Source organism: Pseudomonas asgharzadehiana (genome assembly GCF_019139815.1).
Classification (GTDB): domain Bacteria; phylum Pseudomonadota; class Gammaproteobacteria; order Pseudomonadales; family Pseudomonadaceae; genus Aquipseudomonas; species Aquipseudomonas asgharzadehiana.
Genome location: NZ_CP077079.1, coordinates 404,624 through 422,382, shown reverse-complemented (window position 1 = coordinate 422,382; position 17,759 = coordinate 404,624). Strand labels below are relative to the sequence as shown.

The following is a 17,759-nucleotide window of genomic DNA, read 5'->3' as shown; positions in this document are numbered from 1 at the left end:
GAGGGGGCTTGCCCCCCTCACCCGTTGATCTCACTTGGCCTGTGATTCCTGCTTGGGCTCACGGATCTTGTACCAGGCCACATACAGCGCCGGCAAAAACAGCAGCGTCAGCAAGGTGGCGATGATAATCCCGCCGATCATCGCGTAGGCCATCGGCCCCCAGAACACTTCACGCGCGATGGGGATCATGCCCAGGCTCGCCGCAGCGGCGGTGAGCAGGATCGGCCGGCGCCGGTGCTCGGTCGCCTCCACCACCGCATCCCACGGCGTATAGCCCGCCACCTCATACTCATGGATCTGCGTCACCAGAATCACCGAGTTGCGGATGATGATGCCGATCAGCGCGAGAATGCCCAGGATCGCCACGAAACCCATGGGCGTGCCCGTGGGGATCAGCGCCAGCACCACGCCAATCAGCCCCAGCGGCGCAACACTCGCCACCAGGAACATCTTCTGCACACTGTGCAGTTGGATCATCAGGAAGGTCGCCATCAGGAACAGCATCAACGGCACCACGCTGGCAATCGGGCCCTGGGCCTTGCCGCTTTCTTCCACGGTGCCGCCGGTAGCGACTTTGTAGCCCACCGGCAAGCCCGCGCTGAACGTGTCGATATCCGGCTGGAGTTGCTTCACCAAGTCCGTCGGCTGCATGTCATCGCGCACCGACGCCTTGATGGTGATGGTCGGCTTGCGGTCGCGACGCCACACCAGCGGCTGCTCCAATTCGTAACGCACGGTGGCGAAGGCCAGCAGCGGGATCGAGGCGCCGTTGGGCGTGACGATCTGCAGGTTCTGCAAGGTTTCCGGGGTGCCACGCTCGGCGTCTTCGGCGCGGCCAACCACGTTGATCAGGTAGATATCGTCGTGTACCTGGGTCACCGAGGCGCCGCTGACCACGCTGTTCATCAACTGCGCCACATCTTCCGACGACAGCCCCAGTTGCCGCGCCTTGTCCTGGGCGATGTCGATGCGCAGCACTTTGCCCGGCTCGTTCCAGTCGTAGATGATCTCGCCCAGGTGGGTGTTTTTATCCAGCATGGTCGCCAGTTCGATGGCGTGCTTGCGCACCTGGTCGGTGTCTTTGCCGGACACGCGGTACTGGATCGGCCGCCCCACCGGCGGGCCCATTTCCAATGGCTGCACAAAGCTGCCGATGCCGACAAAATCATCACGCAGGCGTTTTTGCAGGCGCGCAATCAAGGCGCCGCGTTCTTCCAGGCCCTTACTCACGATGACCAGTTGCGCGTAGTAGGGGTTTTCCAGTTGCTGGTCGAGGGGCAGGTAGAAACGGATCGCGCCCTGGCCGATGTAAGTGCTCCAACGGGAGATATCCGGGTCGTCCTTGATGATCGCTTCCAGACGGTCGACGGCCTTGCGCGTCTCGTTGATCGAGGCGTTTTGCGGCAGGTTGAGGTCGACGAGGATTTCCGGGCGGTCCGACGACGGGAAGAATTGGTTCTGCACAAATTGCATCGAGAACACCGACGCCGCAAACAGCCCCACGGTGATGCCGATCGCCCACCAGCGGTTGCGCATGGCCCACAGCATGCCGCCATTGAAGGCCCGGCCAATGCGCCCCGGCTCGGCGTTGTGCGGCTTCACGTTGGCGCTGAGGATATGCACGCCGATCACCGGCGCAAACAGCACGGCCACCACCCACGACACCAGCATCGCCACGGCAATCACCGCGAACAGGGTAAAGGTGTACTCGCCCGCCGAACTCGCATTGAGGCCAATCGGCACAAACCCGGCGACGGTCACCAGGGTGCCGGTGAGCATCGGGAACGCCGTCGAGGTGTAGGCGTAAGTGGCCGCCTGCTCCTTGGTTTCGCCTTTTTCCAGGCGTGTGATCATCATCTCCACGGTGATCATCGCGTCGTCCACCAACAGGCCGAGGGCGATGATCAACGCGCCCAGCGACACCCGCTGCATGGTGATGCCGCTGTACTCCATGAACACGAACACCAGCGCCAGCACCAGCGGAATCGAGCAGGCCACCACCAGCCCGGCACGCATGCCCAGGCTGATAAAACTCACCACCAGCACGATGATCACCGCTTCGAACAAGGCACTGGTAAAGCCGCCGACGGCCTCTTCCACCACTTCGGCCTGGTCGGACACCTTATGCACACCGACGCCCACCGGCAGGTCGGCGGTCAACTCATCCATGCGCGTATGCAGGGCCTTGCCGAACGACTGGATGTTGCCGCCCTTCTGCATCGCAATCGCCAGGCCGATCGCCGGTTTGCCATTGAAACGGAACATCGGCCGCGCCGGGTCGACGTAGCCACGGCTGATCTCGGCGATGTCCGCCAAGCGATAGAAGCGGTCGTTGAGGCGCAGATTGACGTTGGCCAGGTCCTTCTCCGAGGCGAATTGCCCCGACGTGCGCACGGAAATCCGCTCCGGCCCGGCCTCGATCACCCCGGCGGGCGTCACCGCGTTCTGCGATTGCAGGCTCTGCACCACCTGGCGCTGGTCCACACCCAGCGCCGCGAGTTTGCGCGTGGAGAAGTTCAGGTAAATCACTTCGTCCTGCTGGCCGATCATCTCGACCTTGCCCAGCCCCGGCACCGAACGGATCTCGGCGCGCACCTGCTCCACGTAGTCGCGCAGTTGGCGCATCGACAGGCCATCACCGGTAAACGCGTAGACCGAGCCGAATACGTCACCGAACTCATCGTTGAACGACGGCCCCTGCAGCCCTTGGGGGAAGCTGCCGCGAATGTCGTCGATCTTTTTGCGCACCTGGTACCAGGTCTCCGGAATGGCCTTGGCGCTGGTGGTGTCCTTGAGGAACACGAATACGGTGGACTCGCCCGGCCGGGTGTAGCTTTTCACATAGTCGAGGGCGTCCAGCTCTTCGAGTTTTTTCTCGATGCGGTCGGTGACCTGCTTGAGGGTTTCTTCCTGGGTCGCGCCCGGCCAGCGGGTCTGGATCACCATGGTCTTGATGGTGAACGACGGGTCTTCTTCACGCCCCAGGTTCATGTAGGAGAACACGCCCATCAGCAGCGCGACGAACATCAGGTACCACACGAAGGACTGATGCTTGAGGGCCCAGTCGGATAAGTTGAAGCTCCCTTTCATCGCGGGCTGTCCTCGTCGATTTTGACTTTCTGCCCGGGTTTCAGGCTGTTCACGCCGGCGGTGACCACCCGCTCGCCGGGTTTGACGCCGGCGTTGAGCAAGGCATTGCCGGCGTCACGGCTGACCACGCTGACATCACGCGGTTGCACGGTCTGGCTCTGCGTATCGAGAATCCAGATGCGGGTCTTGCCGTCGATTTCCTGCAAGGCACTCCGGGGCACCTCAAGGCGCGGCGCGATCGCACTGCTCAAGGTCACGCTGATCGCCGTGCCCAGGCGAAACGCGGCGGGCGTCTCGCTCAGGCTCAAGCGCGCGCGACGGGTACGCGTGGCGCTCTGGGCCTGGGGTTCGATCTCGCGCACGACGGCGGTGGTGTTGACGCTGGGGTCCAGTTGCCCGGCGACCAGGAACACCACGTCCGGCGGCAAGCGTTCGGCGAGGCCGGCGGGCAGGTCGATCACCGCTTCCTTGATGTCCGGGCGGGCCAGAGTCACCACTTGCTGGCCGGCGCTGACCACTTGGCCGGCCTCGGCATTCCAGGCGGTGACGATGCCGGCGTGATCGGTGCGCAGTTCGGCGTAGTTGAGCTGGTCCTTGGCCTGGTTGACCGAAGCTTGGGCCTGGTCGAGGGTAGCGCGGGTGGTTTTCAGGTCGGTCTGGGCCACATCCAACTGGGCCTGGGCACCGACACCACGGTTAAACAATTCCTGCTGGCGCCGCGCGTTGGCCTGGGCATTGATGTACTGCGCCTGAACGCGGGCGAGGTCGCCCTGGGCGGCGCGCAACTGGTTCTGTTGGTCGGTGGGGTCGAGCACCGCAAGCAAGGCGCCCTTCTCCACTTCGGCGCCCACGTCCACGGCGCGACGGGCGATACGCCCCGGCACGCGAAAACCCAGGTTGCTTTCGTAGCGCGCCTGGATAGTGCCGGCAAAACGGCCGAGGGTTTCCTGGTCTTCGGCTCTCACTTCCATGGACAGCACGGGGCGCAGCGGTTCGGGCGGTGCTTCTGGCTTGGAGCAGGCCATCAGCAACAGGCTGGCGGCGAGTACAACCGTGAGGCGCTTCATGGCTGCGCTCCTGGCTGGGCGATCTCGACGATCATGCCGGGATGCAACAATTGCCCACCGGCTACCACGACGTTTTCGCCGCCCTTGAGGCCGTCGCTGATGATCACCTTGCCGGTGAGGTAACGCGCCACCGTGACGTGATGCAGGTGCGCCTTGCCGTCGCCATCCACCAGCCACACGGCCGGTTCGCTGAGGTCCTTGGTCAAGGCCGACCACGGCAACTCGATACTGGCCTTGGCCGGGCCATTGGCGGTGGCGCTCACCACCGAACCCAACTCCATGCCTTTGGGCAGCGCTTGCAGGGCGATTTTCACTTGCACGGTGCCGGTATTGGCGGCCACGGCGGGCGTGACTTCACGGACTTTGCCCCGGGCCTGGATCGCGGGGTTATCCAGCAGGCTGACAGTGATCGGCGCGTCGGTCGGCGGCTCCACCAGCAGCGACTCGTAGACGTTGAACACCGCATCGCGTTCGCCATCGCGGGCCAGGCTGAAAATCGGCACCGTGGCCTGTACTACCTGGCCCACCTCCGCCTGGCGCGCAGTGATCACGCCCGGTGCATCGGCGATCAACGCGGTGTAGCTCAGTTGCTCGCGGGCATTGGCCAATTGAGCCTGGGCCGCCGCCAGCGCGCTTTGGCTGCTGCGCAGCGCGGCCTGGGCGGCATCGTATTCACTGCGGCTGGTGTAGCCCTTGGGCAGGAGTTTTTCCTGGCGCACAAAGGCGGCAGCCGTCTGTTTGACCCGCGCCTGCTCGGCCACGACCTGGGCCTGGGCGGAATCGACGTTGGTCTGCAAATCCTTGGGATCGAGCTTGGCAAGCACTTGTTTGGCGCTGACACGGTCGCCCACATCGACCATGCGCTGGATGATCTTGCCACCCACGCGAAACGACAGGTCGGTTTGCACGCGGGCCTGGATATCCCCGGTCAGCGTGACCGCCGCGGCAAAATCCGCCGGCTGCACGGTTTGCACAAATACCCGTGAATGGGCCTTGGGCTCGGCTTTTTCCTGGCCACAAGCACTCAGCAACACCACTAAGCCCAGGCCGACAATACAGATGGAGATACGACCGCCCATGCAGACTCCTTGTGCGCGATGCGATGTGCCAGTGTGTATGCGACTGTGAGCTTAGTTCAGGGTTCCTTATCTGCATGGGGCCAGAACAATCATCGAAAAATCAGCCCTGCCACTTGCCGCCTTCGACAATCACGCTTTCAGGCTTGGTCTCGTCGCTCAGCTCTTTACGCACATATTGGTCGTACAGCTTGAGCAAGAACTTCTCTTCACCCAACTTCGCCAACTCGGCATTCACCCAGTCGCGCAGTTCGACGTTGCCCTTTTTCACCGCCGGGGCGATGGGTGCTTCGTCGCCGAGTTTGTCTTCCAGCACGCGGTAGCCGGGGTTCTGCTTGGCCCAACTGAACAGCACCAGGTTGTCCTGCGCGTAAGCATCGCCACGCCCGGCCGACAGTGCTTGCAGCGACTCGGAGTTTTTCTCGAACTTGAGCAGTTTCCAGTCCGGGTGGTTCTTGGTCAGCCAGATATCAGCCGTAGTACCGGTGGTGACGATGGTGGTGCGGGTGGCCAGGTCATTCAGGCTTTTGACCGCGCTGTTATTGGGCACCAAGGCCTGTACCGCGACTTTCAGGTTGGGGTTGGTGAAGTCCACCGCCTCCTTGCGCTCCGGTGTGACGGTCATGTTGGCGAGGATCAGGTCGACTTTGTCGCTTTGCAGGAACGGAATACGGCTGGCCGGTTCCACCGCGACGAATTCGACTTTGTTCTCGTCGCCCAGCAGGTCCTTGGCGAATCGGCGGCCGATGTCGGTATCAAAACCCACATAGCGCCCAGCCTCGTTGACGAAGCCAAACGGCGGTTTGTCGGTAAAGACGCCGACGATCAGCTTGTCGCGCGCCTTGATCTTGTCGATGTAGCTGACGGCCGCAGGTTTTACCGGTTCTTCGACCTTTTTATCGCAGCCGGCCAGCAAGGCGACGGCAAACAGTGGCAGCAGTAACTTTTTCATATCAGTTCCAGTTCCTTGATCTTTTTGGGCAGTGTTGAAACAAAGGAGAACTTCTCCAGGAACTGCTGCGCGCGTGCGGTTTGCGGGTTCGTAAAGAATGCCTCGGGGGTGTTGTGTTCGAGGATGCGACCGGCCTCCATGAACACCACGCGGTCGGCAACCGCGCGGGCAAAGGCCATTTCATGGGTGACGATCAGCAGGGTCATGCCCTCGCGGGCCAGGCCCTGGATCACTTCCAGCACTTCCTTGACCATCTCCGGGTCGAGGGCGGCGGTGACTTCGTCAAACAGCATGACCTGAGGGTTCATGCACAACGAACGCACGATGGCGATACGTTGCTGCTGGCCGCCGGAGAGCTGGCGCGGGAACGCGTCGCGCTTGTCGGCCAGGCCGACGCGCGCGAGCAGTTGTTCGGCCTGCTCGCGCGCTTCACGCGGGTTGCGTTTTTGCACCTTGAGCGGGCCAAGCAGGATGTTGTCGAGCACGCTCATGTGCGGGAACAGGTGGTAGCTCTGAAACACCATGCCGATGTCCTGGCGCACCTGGCGCCAGTCCGTGGTTTTATCCAGCAGCTCTTTACCCGCCAAGCGCAGGCTGCCGCTGTGCGCCACTTCCAGCCCGTTGAGGCAACGCAGCAAGGTGCTTTTGCCGCAGCCGCTGGGGCCGAGGATCACCACCACTTCGCCACTGTGCACACTCAGGTCGATGCTCTTGAGCACCTGCTGCTCGCCGAAAAACTTGTTGAAACCCTGGAACTCGATCAATGCGCTCATGCTTGGGCCCAGCGCCGTTCCAGCACCTTGGAGGCAGCCGACAACGGGTAGCAGATAAGGAAGAAAAACAGGAACAGCGCGCCGTAGATCAACACCGACTCATAGGTGCGCTCGATGATTTGCTGGCCGACCTTGATCACATCCACCACGCCGATGAGCACCGCCAGCGAACTGGTCTTGATGAGGCGCGTGTAGACGTTGATGGTTGGCGGGGTCATGCGTTTGAGGGCCTGGGGCAACAGCACGTAGCCGAACAGTTGCGGGCCCGACAAGCCAATCGACAAGCCGGCTTCTCGCTGGCCACGGGGCAGCGAGTGCAAGGCGCCGCGTACGACCTCGCCAACCTCGCTGGCGCCCCACAACGACAGCACCAGCACCGCGCACCAGAAACTGGGGATGCTCAGGCCGAAGAAAATCGGCAGGCCAAAAAACAGCAGGTACAACCACACCAGCACCGGGATTGCCCGGAACAGCTCCAGGTACACCCGCAGCACGGCGTTGATCATCGTGTTGCCCAGGGTTCGCAGCACGCCATACACCACGCCGCCGACGGTACTGAAGGCGATGCTCAGGAAAGAAATCGACAGGGTTTGCGCAGCGCCCTTGCCCAGTTGCGGCAACGACACCCACAACAACTCAAGACCCGAACTGGCCATGCTGGAGCCTCCTTTCCAGGCGGCTGAGCAGCAACGACAGCGGCAAAAACAACAGCACGCAAATCAGCGTGAGCACGGCGAGCATTTCGTAGGTTTTGTAGTAAAGCGCGATGTAGCTCTTGGTGGTGTAGAGAATCTCCGGCACCGCCACGGCGGACACCACGGTAGTCTCCTTGAGCAGGAAAATGAAGTTGGCGAACAGCGCCGGCAGGCTGAGGATGCCGGCCTGGGGCAGGATCACATGGCGCAGCAATTGCCAGTCGGACAGGCCGATGGACTTGCCCGATTCGACCTGCGCCAGCGGCACCGCTTCCACTCCGGCGCGCAGCACTTCGGTGAGGTAGGCGCCGCCCAGGAAGGTCATGGTGATGATCGCCGCCCAGAACCCGGAGATATTCAAACCCAGGGCCGGCAGCGCGAAGTACACGAAAAACAGTTGGATCAGCAGCGGTGTGTTACGCGCCAGCTCCACGTACAGGGCCACCAGGCGCGACACGTAGGGCGTGCGAAACACCAGCAGCGCGGCGTTGATCAGCGCCACCAGCAGCGAGGTGGCAATGGCGATCAGGCCCACTTGCAGCGTCACCCCCACGGCGTTCAAAAACGCCGGTAAGGTACTGAGGATAAAAGCAAAATCGAAGGTCATGGGTAGTCCATATCGCCGCATGGGTAATGCCGCGAGCGCAGTCCGCTGCGAAGTGGATAACGTCGGGTAGCGCGAACTTTAAAGGTATAAAAACTAAAATTTAAATACCGAAATAGCATATTGATATCACCCAAAAAGATAACCTCGGGATTCGCGGGATTGCCGGGCGACGGCTATGGTTGGGGGGTCTGTTTTTCGAAGGATTAAACAATGAACAAAGCGAAACCGATTGATCCGCAGGAGCTGGTGAAGTGGTTGGTGGCGTTGCGTCGGGCGATCAACCGCCGCGCTCTGCAACCCACTGAAAATCGGATATGAGATGAAGATCAACTGTGGGAGCAAGCCCCCTCCCACATGTTTGAGTACATTCCAAATCCCAGGCATAAAAAAACGCCGACGCTAAACCAGCCATCGGCGTTGAAACCTTGAAGGGGTTTTACACCTCGATCAGAACGCCGGCACGACCGCGCCGTTGTACTTCTTCTCGATGAACGCTTTGACTTCGGGGCTGGTCAGCGCCTTGGACAGTTTCTGGATAGCGTCGCTGTCCTTGTTGTCCGGGCGTGCCACCAGGAAGTTCACATACGGCGACTTGGCGTCTTCGATGATCAGCGCGTCTTTGGCCGGGTTCAGGCCGGCTTCCAGCGCGTAGTTGGTGTTGATCAGGTCGAGGTCAACCTGGTCCAGCACGCGTGGCAACAGGGCCGATTCCAGCTCTTTGAATTTCAGGTGCTTGGGGTTGCTGGCGATGTCTTTTGGCGTAGCCAGGGCGTTGGTCGGGTCTTTCAGGGTGATGACACCGGCCTTTTGCAGCAGCAACAGGGCACGACCGCTGTTGGAGCCTTCGTTCGGGATCGCCACGGTGGCGCCGTCTTTCAGATCTTCGATTTTCTTGATCTTTTTCGAGTAACCACCGAAGGGTTCAACATGCACGCCGACCACGGTCACCAGATTGGTGCCCTTGCCCTTGTTGAAGTTTTGCAGGTACGGCAGGGTCTGGAAGTAGTTGGCGTCCAGGCGTTTTTCAGCAACCTGCACATTGGGCTGTACGTAGTCGGTGAAGACTTTGATCTGCAGGTCCACGCCTTCTTTGGCCAGGGTCGGCTTGATCAGCTCGAGGATCTCGGCGTGCGGGATCGGAGTGGCAGCCACCACCAGTTTTTCGTTGGCTTGGGCGAAGCCGGCAGTCAGGGCAGCCGCCAGTGCGGTAAACAACAGAACCTTTTTCATGCAGTGTCCTTATCGAAATTCCGAGTGGTCTATGACGACCGCGCATTCTGTGAAGTGCCAGCGAAGTGCTATCGCGGCGTGGAGCGGACAATACCTAGATTTTTTATTCCCGGACAATATCTTTTATTCACGTTGATATTCCATTTTGTTCATGCAGAAAAGTGCGCAGGGTTTTCTGCTCCGCAGGGCTGGCCGTGTTGAAGATACGTTGCACCTGCTCCAGCGGCGAACCGGCCACGGGCAGGTTCAAATGTTCGGGCAAAATCTCGTCGCCGCTGCTCACCAGCAAGGCGAAGTGAATGACGTTTTCCAGTTCGCGGGTATTGCCTGGCCAACTATGCCGCTCCAGTACACGCTGGGCCTCGTCGCTGATCAGCGGCACCGGCAGGTCCAAGCGCTGGCTGTAGATGCCGAGGAAGTACTCGGCCAGCGACAGAATATCGCCGACCCGTTCGCGTAGCGCCGGCAGGTCCAGTTGCCCTTCGCTCAGGTAATGGAACAGCCGCTCATGAAACTTGCCCGCCGCCACCGCCTGGGCCAGGTCGATGCTGGTGGCTGCCACCAGACGCACATCCACCGGGCTCGGCTGATGGGCACCGACGCGGGTGACTTCATGGTTTTCCAGGGCGGCCAGCAATTTCACCTGGATAGGCAGCGGCAAGTCGCCGATCTCGTCCAGGTACAAGGTGCCGCCATTGGCCGAGCCAAACCACCCGGCGCGGCTGCTGGCCGCGCCACTGTGGCTACCGGCGGCATAGCCGAACAATTCGGCATCGGCGTAAGTGGGGCTGATCGCGCCGCAATTGACGGAAACAAACAGCCCGGCGCGGTCACTGCCACGGTGGATATGCCGCGCCAGCAGCTCTTTACCGCTACCGGTCTCGCCGCGAATCAACACGGGCAAGGCGCGGGGCGCCAGGCTTTCCAGGTCTTCGCGCAACTGGCGGGAGCGAGGGTCGACGAACACCAACGCCTTGGCGCGAATGCTCAGCGGGCTTTTTTCGGCATCGGGGAAGGTCAGCAGCGGCTGGCCGAAGGTTTCATTCAGACTCATGGCAGGCTCCCGCCCCAACCCACTCGGGGACGAGGCGTTGAAAGAAGGTTACGCACGACGCCGGGCGTGATGCTCAAGACGGTTTTGCAGGCGATAGAGGTAGGCGAACCCCTGCTCCCAGCGCTGATGGCCGGACTTCACGTTGATATGCCCGGCGCCGGAGAGGATGCCGGCCTCGGCGCCCCAGTTGCGCGCCATTTCCAGCGCGCGCGGGGTGCTGACGGCACTGTCATTGTCGGAGCTGACCACCTGGCTGGGGAACGGCAGCAAGTCGGTGGGAACCGGTGCAAAGTTGCGCAACGCCGGCGAACAGGCCGGGCGTTCGACGTCGGCCGGGGCCACCAGCAAGGCGCCGCGCACCTGGCGCAGGAAGTGCAGCGGCGCGGTCGCCGCCCAATGCGCCACGGTGATGCAACCCAGGCTGTGAGCGATCAGGATCACCGGCGTGCTATCGGCGGCGATGGCCTCGGCCAGCGCGGCCACCCAGTCCTCGCGGCGCGGCGTCAGCCAATCGGCCTGCTCCACGCGCGCGCTGTTGGGCAGGCTGTTTTGCCAATGGGTTTGCCAATGATCTTCTGGCGATCCTTGCCAGCCCGGCACGATCAGGTAACGAATCGACTCGCTGTGCACGGGTGTGCCCTCCTGCAGCGTTTAACGTTGCTGATCAGTATAGGGACGCGGATTATGTTAGTTAAGGAATAAGAAGCTATTTATTAATAACTAAAAACCACAATCGAAATGTGGGAGCAAGCCCCCTCCCACATTGGCCTCATTCCACCTAGAGATTTGGTTTGAATTTCAGTCAAAAAAAAGGCCGCACCCTGCCAAGGAAACGGCCCAAAAACTGTCGAGGCTTTTACCACTACCGTGCGGTGATTACCGACAGCTTGGTAATCCCCGCGCGTTCGATAGACGCCATGGCTCGCGCCACTTCGCCGTAATTCACACCCTCGTCGGCCTGCAGTTGCACCCGCACATCGGGGTCCTTGGCCTTGGCCGCCTGCAGGTTGAATTGCAGCAGGTCCGGCTGGATTTCATCCTTGTTGATAAACAGCTTGCCGGCCCCATCGATGCTCACCACCAGCGGGTCCTTCTGCTCTACCGGGGCTACCGCCTCGGTCTTGGGCAGGTTGATCGGGATCGCGTTGGTCAGCAGCGGCGCGGTGACGATAAACACCACCAGTAGCACCAGCATCACGTCCACCAGCGGCGTGACGTTGATTTCGCTCAGCACCTCGTCACTGTCTTGCGTGGAAAAAGCCATCTCAGGACGCCTCCTTCACTTTTTGCGGGTTGCCGGCGCCGGCTTTGTTGAGCGTGGGGTGCAGCAGCACGCGGAACGAATTTTTTTGCGCGAGGCTGTAGAAGTCGTGGGCAAAGTCATCGAGGTCCGCAGCCGTGAGCTTCAAGCGGCGCAGGAAGTAGTTGTAAACCAGCACCGCCGGTACCGCGACGGCGATCCCGACACCGGTGGCGACCAGCGCCGCGCCGATCGGCCCGGCCACGGTTTCCAGGCTGGCGGAACCGGCGGCGCTAATGCCCTTGAGCGCTTCCATGATGCCCCACACGGTGCCGAACAGCCCGATAAACGGCGACGTGCTGCCGATACTGGCGACCACGGCCAGGCCGGTTTCCAGGGAGCGACGCTCCCGTACGATCTGTTGGCGCAGGGCGCGCTCGAGGCGGTCTTGATGGTTGATCGCCTGGCTCAAGTCCGCCGCGTGCGGCGCATCGCCCACCTGGATGGCGGCATAACCGGCCTGGGCCACGCGGGCCGCGGCACCGGGCTGGGTTTCGGCCAACTCGGCGGCGGAGTCAAGGCTCGACGCCGCCCAGAACCGTGTGTGGAACTTGCGATCCTGGGCCTTGAGACGACCGAACTGCACGCCCTTGAGCAGGGCCAGGCCCCAGGTGGCGACCGAAAAAACCACCAGCAGCCAGATCACCGCGCTTTCGATGGATTCAAGTGGAGATGCTAATGCCATGTTGTTTCCCTCTGTGCAGGTCGCGGCAGGTACAGCACCGCGCAGCCCTCGTTAGTGGATCTTGAAATCGATCGGTACGCTGACCCATCCGTTCTGGGCCACGTCGCCCTGCTTGGCCGGCACGAAACTCCAACGCTTCACGGCAGCCAGGGCGGCATCATCGAGTTGCTGGCGGCCGCTGCTTTTCTGGATCTGGATTTCACCCGGCTTGCCGCTGGCCAGTACCTGAACCCGCAACACCACCGTGCCTTCCCAACCCCGACGCTGGGCCAGCGAGGGGTATTCGGGCGCCGGGTTCTTCAAGTAGGCGGCATTGGCCGAAGCCGGCGTGACCGGGGCTGGCGCTGGCGTTGGGGCAGGCGGCGCGACAGGGGCCACCGCCTGTGGCGCAGGCGTTGGCGGCGGTGTCACTGGTTTGGCGACCGGCTTGGGCACGGGCTTGGCTTTGGGGATTTTTTTCGGCGCGGGCGCAGCTGCCAGCTCGTCCACGGCCGGTGGCGGTGGCTCGACCACCGGTGGTGGCGGCGGTGGCACAGCCGTCGGCGGTTCTACCAGCGCCGGCGCTGGCCGGGAAAGTTCGAGCGTCATCGGCGGGATTTCCGGCGGCACAATCGGCAGCACCGGCGTGGGCTTCTGGCTCACCCAATAAATCACCGCGCCGTGCAGGGCCAACACCAGCACCGCCAGCAAAACCCCTTCGCGCCGGCTCGAAAAGCGCTTGGGGGTTCGCTGCAAACGCAGTTGCCCCAACGGCGCGCGGTGTGGTCGGCCAAGGTCGACCAACTCACCACCCGGTGCCTGGCGCCATGGCGCCTCATGTGCACTGGCGGCGGTCTGGACATTGCCCATGATTGACTCCCTACGGTTTTTAAAACAAAAACCGACAGGCCTGGGTAGAAGGCCGTCGAGGGCTGAATCATCGGGGCCACCCGCTTATTTCTTAAAGTAACCTTTAAAGTTATACCTAGACCAAAATTGAATAAACGAAACCCATGCGCACGGCAAACCCACGGCCCGCGGGGCCTGGGGCGCTGGTGTGTTTTGCCCATGCTTGGCCGGCATGCAAAATATTCACTAAAGGCATGGCTCAACCGGGGCTGTTTGCGCACAAATCAAACAGTTCAGCCTGCAAACACTGCCCCGCCTCACTCAAGCCATGGCGGGCATACAACGCCAGGCGCACGCCTTGTACCACGGGCAAACCGCTGTCCGGCCCCAGTTCCACATGCCCGGGTTGTACGACCCGGCGCGGCAACAAACTCACACCCAACCCCGCCGCTACCGCCGAACACACACTGGCCAGGCTCGCGCTGGAATAGCCGATACGCCAGCGCCAGCCTCCCACTTCCAGGTGGTGCAGCATTTCATTGCGGTACAGGCCGCCCACCGGGAATGCCACCAAGGGCAAAGGGTCGCGCCCCAGGCACGGCGTGCTGCGGCTGTCTACCCAACACAGCGGCTCGGGCCACGAGGCCAGGCAGTCATCACTGCTGCCCATCTGCTTGACCAGCAATACATCGAATTCACCACTGCGGTACTGGCGCTGCAACTCTGGGCCGAGACCGCTGGTGACCTCCAGGCGCACCTTTGGATAGGCCAGCACAAACGCCGACAGCAACGGCATCAGCCGCTGCGCCGCAAAGTCTTCCGGCACGCCCAGGCGCAGCACGCCATCGCTTTGCTGGTTGATCAACACATCGGCGGCCTCTTCATGCAGCGCCAGGATGCGCCGCGCATACGCCAACAAGCGCTCACCCTCGGCGGTGGCGACGACACGCCGTTGATCGCGGTCCAGCAACAGGCACCCCACCGCATCCTCCAGGCGGCGGATCTGCTGGCTGACGGTGGACTGGGTCACATGCAGGCGCTCGGCGGCACGGGTGAAGTTGCCGCAATCCACCACGGCGACGAAGCTGCGCAGCAATACGGGATCGAACATGGTCATTCTCTTTGCCACTGGTTGGCATGGTTATATTTAATTTCAGAATACCTGGGGCGCTGGCCATACTCACGCCTCATTTACCCACTGCAAAGGCGCTGCATGACCCTCAATAAATCCCTCGCCGGCTGGGGCCTGCTGGTGGTACTGGGCCTGAATCTGCGGCCGATCCTCAGCTCCATCAGCCCGTTGCTCGGCGAGATTCGCCAGGCCACCGGCTTGAGCTTCCAGAGCAGCGCCCTGCTCACCAGCCTGCCGGTGGTGTGCATGGGGTTGGTGGCGCTGGTGGGTGTGCGCGTGGAAGCGCGGCTGGGTGAGCGACAGGGTATCGCCCTGGGCTTGAGCCTGATTGTGCTGGCATGCCTGGCGCGCTGGTTGATGGGCCAGGGCTCTGCGCTGCTGGTCACGGCATTGCTCGGCGGTGCCGGCGTGGCGCTGATCCAGGCGTTGGTGCCGGCGATGATCAAGCGCGAATTTCAGCATCGCGTGCCGGTGGCGATGGGTGTGTATTCGGCCTCGCTGATGGCCGGGGGCGGGTTGGCGGCGCTGCTCAGCCCGTTGGTCGCCACGCATTTCGAGCATTGGCAGGCAGGGTTGGGCGTGTGGCTGCTACCGGCGCTGGGCGCTTTGTTGTTGTGGGCCTGGCTGCCATTGGGTGCGGCGAAGAACCCTCATCAGGTGGCACCTGCGTTCCAGGGGCTGCGCAATCGACGCGCATGGCTGTTGGCGCTGTATTTCGGGCTGGTGAACTGCGGCTATATGAGCCTGGTGGCGTGGTTGCCGGCCTACTATCAGCAATTGGGCTGGGGCGTGCTGCCCAGCGGCTCGCTGCTGGCGTTCATGACGATCTTCCAGGTCATCGCGGCGCTGCTGATGCCGGTGCTGGCGCAACGCGGCATCGACCGTCGACCGCTGCTCGGCATCAGCCTGCTCGCCCAGACCGTCGGCTACCTTGGCCTGTTGCTGGCGCCGCTGCAATTTCCACACCTGTGGGTGGCGTTGTGCGGCTTCGGCCTGGGCGCCTGTTTTGCCCTGAGCCTGTTGCTGACCCTCGACCATCACCGCGACCCTCGGCAAGCCGGGCAACTGGCGGCCTTCGTGCAGGGCGTGGGCTTTTTGATCAACGCGGTTTCGCCGTGGATGACCGGCTGGCTGCGCGAACTCACCGGCCACTTCGCCAGTGCCTGGGTGGTGCTGACGGTGACTGCGCTGGCGATGCTGGTGGTGACGCGGGTATTCAGCCCGGCGACCTACCGCACTGGCGCTATAGATATGCATTTAAGATCTAGCTGCAACAACAAAGCTTCGTTGACGGAATAACCCGGCCTCTTAAAATTCCGGTTCTCCTCAAGGACGCCGGCATGCCATGGACCTTCGTCAATTGCGCTACTTCATCGCGCTCAACGAACACCGCAGTTTTGTGCGCGCCGCCGACGCCATGGGCATTACCCAACCGGCGTTCAGTCGCAGTATCCAGGGCCTGGAGCAAGAGTTCGGCTGCGTGCTGGTGGACCGCGGCCATAAACACCTGCACCCCACTCCCGAAGGCCAGGTGGTGTTGCAACATGCCTTGAGCCTGGTGCAAGGCGCTGCGTTGCTCAGCCATGAGGTCACGCGCATGACCAAGCTGGACGCCGGTGAAGTGCGCTTGGGCAGCGATGCGGTGGCGGCAGTCAACTTGGTGCCCCAGGCGATGGCGCGGTTTGTCACCGCCTACCCCAAGGTGCGCAGTACGTTGCAGGTGGACAACTGGCAAAGACTGGGGCGCAGCCTGAGCCGCGAGGAGATCGAATTCTTTATCGCCGACGTACGCCACTTCGAAGCTGACCCGAACTTCCAGACCGAGGCCCTCGCATCCCGGCGCAGCGTATTTTTCTGTCGCGCGGGCCACCCGTTGCTGGCCAAGGACAGCCTGTCCACCAATGACCTGTTCAACTACCCGCTGGCCACCCCCTTGATCGCGCCGGGCATTCGCAAGTTGCTCGCCAACCTCAGCGGGCGCATCGACTTTGCGCCCGCTATCGAGCTGGAACAGTTCACCGCGCTGGCGAGCATCGTGCGCCAGTCCAACGCCATTGGCCTGGGGGCCGAAGAAGCCTTCGTCGAGGCCGTGGCCAGCGGCGACTTGAAGGTGCTGCACTGGCGCAACCTGCCGCACAGCCTCGACCGCTTGAACAACCACTGCGGCGTGATCAGCCGCGCTGGGGTTCGCTTGTCGCCAGCGGCGAAGGCGTTGATAGAGAGCCTGCGGGCGGTGGAAAACCAAGCCGATTGGCCCGCGCAAACGTGCCCAAATCATTGAAGCGCACCCCCATCTCGGCCATGACCTTATGTGCCACCTTGGCGGTCATCTGGCGGATGTAAAACGGCTCTTTCACCACAAAATGGTGAATCCCGTGGGTGCTGCCGAAATTGAAGCAGAACGCCTGCAGCGGCCACAGCCACCAGGGGTTGAGCACTTGGGTTTGCTGGATCACATTGCCCAGTTCCACATCGCCGTAGTAATGCATGTTGGAGCTGACAAAGTGCAGGCAGAAAGTGCGCAGCACGTTGGGGCCGATGATCACCACGGCGGCGATGTCGATCACCTGCATCACCTGTAACGTACCGGCTGACCACTCGATCGGCGCCCCCAGCAGGCTGGCGATGCCATTGGCGGCGTGAAAGCCGAGAAACACGTACCACGCGCCCCAATGCAGCAGCGCCAGCGGGGCGTAGACCAACAGCGAGCGCTTGAGGATCTTGAGTTTGTGGCCCCAGGTCCTGGCGCGCAGCATGCGGATAAACGCCGACATCACGTTATCGCCCACCATCAGCAACCGCGCAAAACCCCAGGGCTCGCCGTTGGTGATCGCACGTTCTTCCATATCGGTTTCGGTGCCCGATACCTTGTGATGGTTAAGGTGCAGGTGGCGGCGTATCCACGGGTTGATGGTGCTCGGCCGCGCCAGCCACACCAGGCCCATCATCAGGTTGTGCGGCACGCGCTGCTTGCGAAAGTACATGCTGTGGATCAGGTCGTGTTCCAGCTCATGGGTCAGCGACGCGAAAAACCCATTGAGCAGCAGGCAGGCCCACCAGGCCATGTGGCCGGTGATGTACAGCAACGCCGAGCCAAACATGCCGATCAATGCGAAGGCCAGGATGCCCGCGCCCAGGGCGTCCTGATGCAGCAGCCATGGGTGCTGGCGACGCAAGCGCACGCCTTCGGCCAGCACGACGTCGCGGATATGCGCTGAACGCTGTTGTGCGTTCATCTGCTGGGGACTTGCAGAAGTACCGTCCATGCTC

The 17,759-nt window shown here is 62.2% G+C and carries 17 protein-coding genes; 2 read left to right on the top strand and 15 right to left on the bottom strand.

Annotated elements, in window-relative coordinates:
- Positions 1 to 30: 30 nt before the first annotated feature.
- The 14 genes from KSS96_RS01915 to KSS96_RS01850 all read right to left on the bottom strand — a co-directional run bounded on the left by KSS96_RS01915 (position 31) and on the right by KSS96_RS01850 (position 14,468).
- The gene (locus tag KSS96_RS01915; protein WP_017526074.1) at positions 31 to 3,090 is read right to left on the bottom strand and encodes an efflux RND transporter permease subunit; all 3,060 of its coding nucleotides are present in this window, start codon (positions 3,088 to 3,090) and stop codon (positions 31 to 33) included.
- Complete coding sequence (locus KSS96_RS01910) at positions 3,087 to 4,157, bottom strand: efflux RND transporter periplasmic adaptor subunit (RefSeq protein WP_068936886.1); 1,071 nt, start codon at positions 4,155 to 4,157, stop codon at positions 3,087 to 3,089. The genes KSS96_RS01915 and KSS96_RS01910 overlap by 4 nt, the downstream gene beginning before the upstream one ends.
- Positions 4,154 to 5,236: an efflux RND transporter periplasmic adaptor subunit gene (locus KSS96_RS01905; protein WP_065876622.1), complete on the bottom strand. Its 1,083-nt coding sequence runs from the start codon at positions 5,234 to 5,236 to the stop codon at positions 4,154 to 4,156. The genes KSS96_RS01910 and KSS96_RS01905 overlap by 4 nt, the downstream gene beginning before the upstream one ends.
- A 100-nt stretch (positions 5,237 to 5,336) precedes the next feature.
- Positions 5,337 to 6,185 carry a transporter substrate-binding domain-containing protein gene (locus KSS96_RS01900; protein ID WP_017526077.1) on the bottom strand — a complete coding sequence of 283 codons (849 nt, stop codon included), beginning with the start codon at positions 6,183 to 6,185 and terminating at the stop codon, positions 5,337 to 5,339.
- On the bottom strand, positions 6,182 to 6,958 hold the full coding sequence (locus KSS96_RS01895) for an amino acid ABC transporter ATP-binding protein (RefSeq protein ID WP_068936885.1): 777 nt from the start codon (positions 6,956 to 6,958) through the stop codon (positions 6,182 to 6,184). Before KSS96_RS01895 ends, KSS96_RS01900 begins: the two co-directional genes overlap by 4 nt.
- Positions 6,955 to 7,614 carry an amino acid ABC transporter permease gene (locus KSS96_RS01890; RefSeq protein WP_017526079.1) on the bottom strand — a complete coding sequence of 220 codons (660 nt, stop codon included), beginning with the start codon at positions 7,612 to 7,614 and terminating at the stop codon, positions 6,955 to 6,957. Before KSS96_RS01890 ends, KSS96_RS01895 begins: the two co-directional genes overlap by 4 nt.
- Positions 7,595 to 8,260: an amino acid ABC transporter permease gene (locus KSS96_RS01885; protein ID WP_065876620.1), complete on the bottom strand. Its 666-nt coding sequence runs from the start codon at positions 8,258 to 8,260 to the stop codon at positions 7,595 to 7,597. The genes KSS96_RS01890 and KSS96_RS01885 overlap by 20 nt, the downstream gene beginning before the upstream one ends.
- A gap of 447 nt (positions 8,261 to 8,707) precedes the next feature.
- Positions 8,708 to 9,490 carry a MetQ/NlpA family ABC transporter substrate-binding protein gene (locus KSS96_RS01880; RefSeq protein ID WP_017526081.1) on the bottom strand — a complete coding sequence of 261 codons (783 nt, stop codon included), beginning with the start codon at positions 9,488 to 9,490 and terminating at the stop codon, positions 8,708 to 8,710.
- 127 nt (positions 9,491 to 9,617) lie between these two features.
- The gene (locus KSS96_RS01875; protein WP_017526082.1) at positions 9,618 to 10,544 is read right to left on the bottom strand and encodes a sigma 54-interacting transcriptional regulator; all 927 of its coding nucleotides are present in this window, start codon (positions 10,542 to 10,544) and stop codon (positions 9,618 to 9,620) included.
- 48 nt (positions 10,545 to 10,592) lie between these two features.
- A complete protein-coding gene (locus KSS96_RS01870) occupies positions 10,593 to 11,174 on the bottom strand; it encodes an alpha/beta hydrolase (RefSeq protein WP_017526083.1) in 582 nt (193 codons plus the stop codon).
- A gap of 232 nt (positions 11,175 to 11,406) precedes the next feature.
- Positions 11,407 to 11,808, bottom strand: a complete 402-nt coding sequence (locus tag KSS96_RS01865) for an ExbD/TolR family protein (RefSeq protein WP_017526084.1) — start codon at positions 11,806 to 11,808, stop codon at positions 11,407 to 11,409.
- 1 nt (position 11,809) lies between these two features.
- The gene (locus KSS96_RS01860; protein WP_017526085.1) at positions 11,810 to 12,529 is read right to left on the bottom strand and encodes a MotA/TolQ/ExbB proton channel family protein; all 720 of its coding nucleotides are present in this window, start codon (positions 12,527 to 12,529) and stop codon (positions 11,810 to 11,812) included.
- A gap of 51 nt (positions 12,530 to 12,580) precedes the next feature.
- Complete coding sequence (locus KSS96_RS01855; protein ID WP_065876619.1) at positions 12,581 to 13,378, bottom strand: energy transducer TonB; 798 nt, start codon at positions 13,376 to 13,378, stop codon at positions 12,581 to 12,583.
- A gap of 238 nt (positions 13,379 to 13,616) precedes the next feature.
- Positions 13,617 to 14,468, bottom strand: a complete 852-nt coding sequence (locus KSS96_RS01850; RefSeq protein ID WP_017526087.1) for a LysR family transcriptional regulator — start codon at positions 14,466 to 14,468, stop codon at positions 13,617 to 13,619.
- Positions 14,469 to 14,570: 102 nt separating this feature from the next.
- Between KSS96_RS01850 and KSS96_RS01845 the strand changes: the two genes are divergently transcribed.
- Positions 14,571 to 15,788 (top strand): CynX/NimT family MFS transporter, encoded by a 1,218-nt coding sequence (locus KSS96_RS01845; RefSeq protein WP_017526088.1) that lies wholly within the window; start codon positions 14,571 to 14,573, stop codon positions 15,786 to 15,788.
- A gap of 46 nt (positions 15,789 to 15,834) precedes the next feature.
- Positions 15,835 to 16,770, top strand: a complete 936-nt coding sequence (locus tag KSS96_RS01840) for a LysR family transcriptional regulator (protein ID WP_137220371.1) — start codon at positions 15,835 to 15,837, stop codon at positions 16,768 to 16,770.
- On the opposite strand, the gene KSS96_RS01835 is transcribed toward KSS96_RS01840, so the two are convergent.
- A complete protein-coding gene (locus KSS96_RS01835) occupies positions 16,661 to 17,755 on the bottom strand; it encodes a fatty acid desaturase (RefSeq protein ID WP_217855608.1) in 1,095 nt (364 codons plus the stop codon). The genes KSS96_RS01840 and KSS96_RS01835 overlap by 110 nt on opposite strands.
- Positions 17,756 to 17,759: the final 4 nt, after the last annotated feature.

What these genes read in the sequence shown, in the direction of transcription:
- KSS96_RS01915 (WP_017526074.1), bottom strand. Translation starts at nt 3,090, where the DNA reads ATGAAAGGGAGCTTCAACTTATCCGACTGGGCCCTCAAGCATCAGTCC.
- KSS96_RS01910 (WP_068936886.1), bottom strand. Translation starts at nt 4,157, where the DNA reads ATGAAGCGCCTCACGGTTGTACTCGCCGCCAGCCTGTTGCTGATGGCC.
- KSS96_RS01905 (WP_065876622.1), bottom strand. Translation starts at nt 5,236, where the DNA reads ATGGGCGGTCGTATCTCCATCTGTATTGTCGGCCTGGGCTTAGTGGTG.
- KSS96_RS01900 (WP_017526077.1), bottom strand. Translation starts at nt 6,185, where the DNA reads ATGAAAAAGTTACTGCTGCCACTGTTTGCCGTCGCCTTGCTGGCCGGC.
- KSS96_RS01895 (WP_068936885.1), bottom strand. Translation starts at nt 6,958, where the DNA reads ATGAGCGCATTGATCGAGTTCCAGGGTTTCAACAAGTTTTTCGGCGAG.
- KSS96_RS01890 (WP_017526079.1), bottom strand. Translation starts at nt 7,614, where the DNA reads ATGGCCAGTTCGGGTCTTGAGTTGTTGTGGGTGTCGTTGCCGCAACTG.
- KSS96_RS01885 (WP_065876620.1), bottom strand. Translation starts at nt 8,260, where the DNA reads ATGACCTTCGATTTTGCTTTTATCCTCAGTACCTTACCGGCGTTTTTG.
- KSS96_RS01880 (WP_017526081.1), bottom strand. Translation starts at nt 9,490, where the DNA reads ATGAAAAAGGTTCTGTTGTTTACCGCACTGGCGGCTGCCCTGACTGCC.
- KSS96_RS01875 (WP_017526082.1), bottom strand. Translation starts at nt 10,544, where the DNA reads ATGAGTCTGAATGAAACCTTCGGCCAGCCGCTGCTGACCTTCCCCGAT.
- KSS96_RS01865 (WP_017526084.1), bottom strand. Translation starts at nt 11,808, where the DNA reads ATGGCTTTTTCCACGCAAGACAGTGACGAGGTGCTGAGCGAAATCAAC.
- KSS96_RS01860 (WP_017526085.1), bottom strand. Translation starts at nt 12,529, where the DNA reads ATGGCATTAGCATCTCCACTTGAATCCATCGAAAGCGCGGTGATCTGG.
- KSS96_RS01855 (WP_065876619.1), bottom strand. Translation starts at nt 13,378, where the DNA reads ATGGGCAATGTCCAGACCGCCGCCAGTGCACATGAGGCGCCATGGCGC.
- KSS96_RS01850 (WP_017526087.1), bottom strand. Translation starts at nt 14,468, where the DNA reads ATGTTCGATCCCGTATTGCTGCGCAGCTTCGTCGCCGTGGTGGATTGC.
- KSS96_RS01845 (WP_017526088.1), top strand. Translation starts at nt 14,571, where the DNA reads ATGACCCTCAATAAATCCCTCGCCGGCTGGGGCCTGCTGGTGGTACTG.
- KSS96_RS01840 (WP_137220371.1), top strand. Translation starts at nt 15,835, where the DNA reads ATGGACCTTCGTCAATTGCGCTACTTCATCGCGCTCAACGAACACCGC.
- KSS96_RS01835 (WP_217855608.1), bottom strand. Translation starts at nt 17,755, where the DNA reads ATGGACGGTACTTCTGCAAGTCCCCAGCAGATGAACGCACAACAGCGT.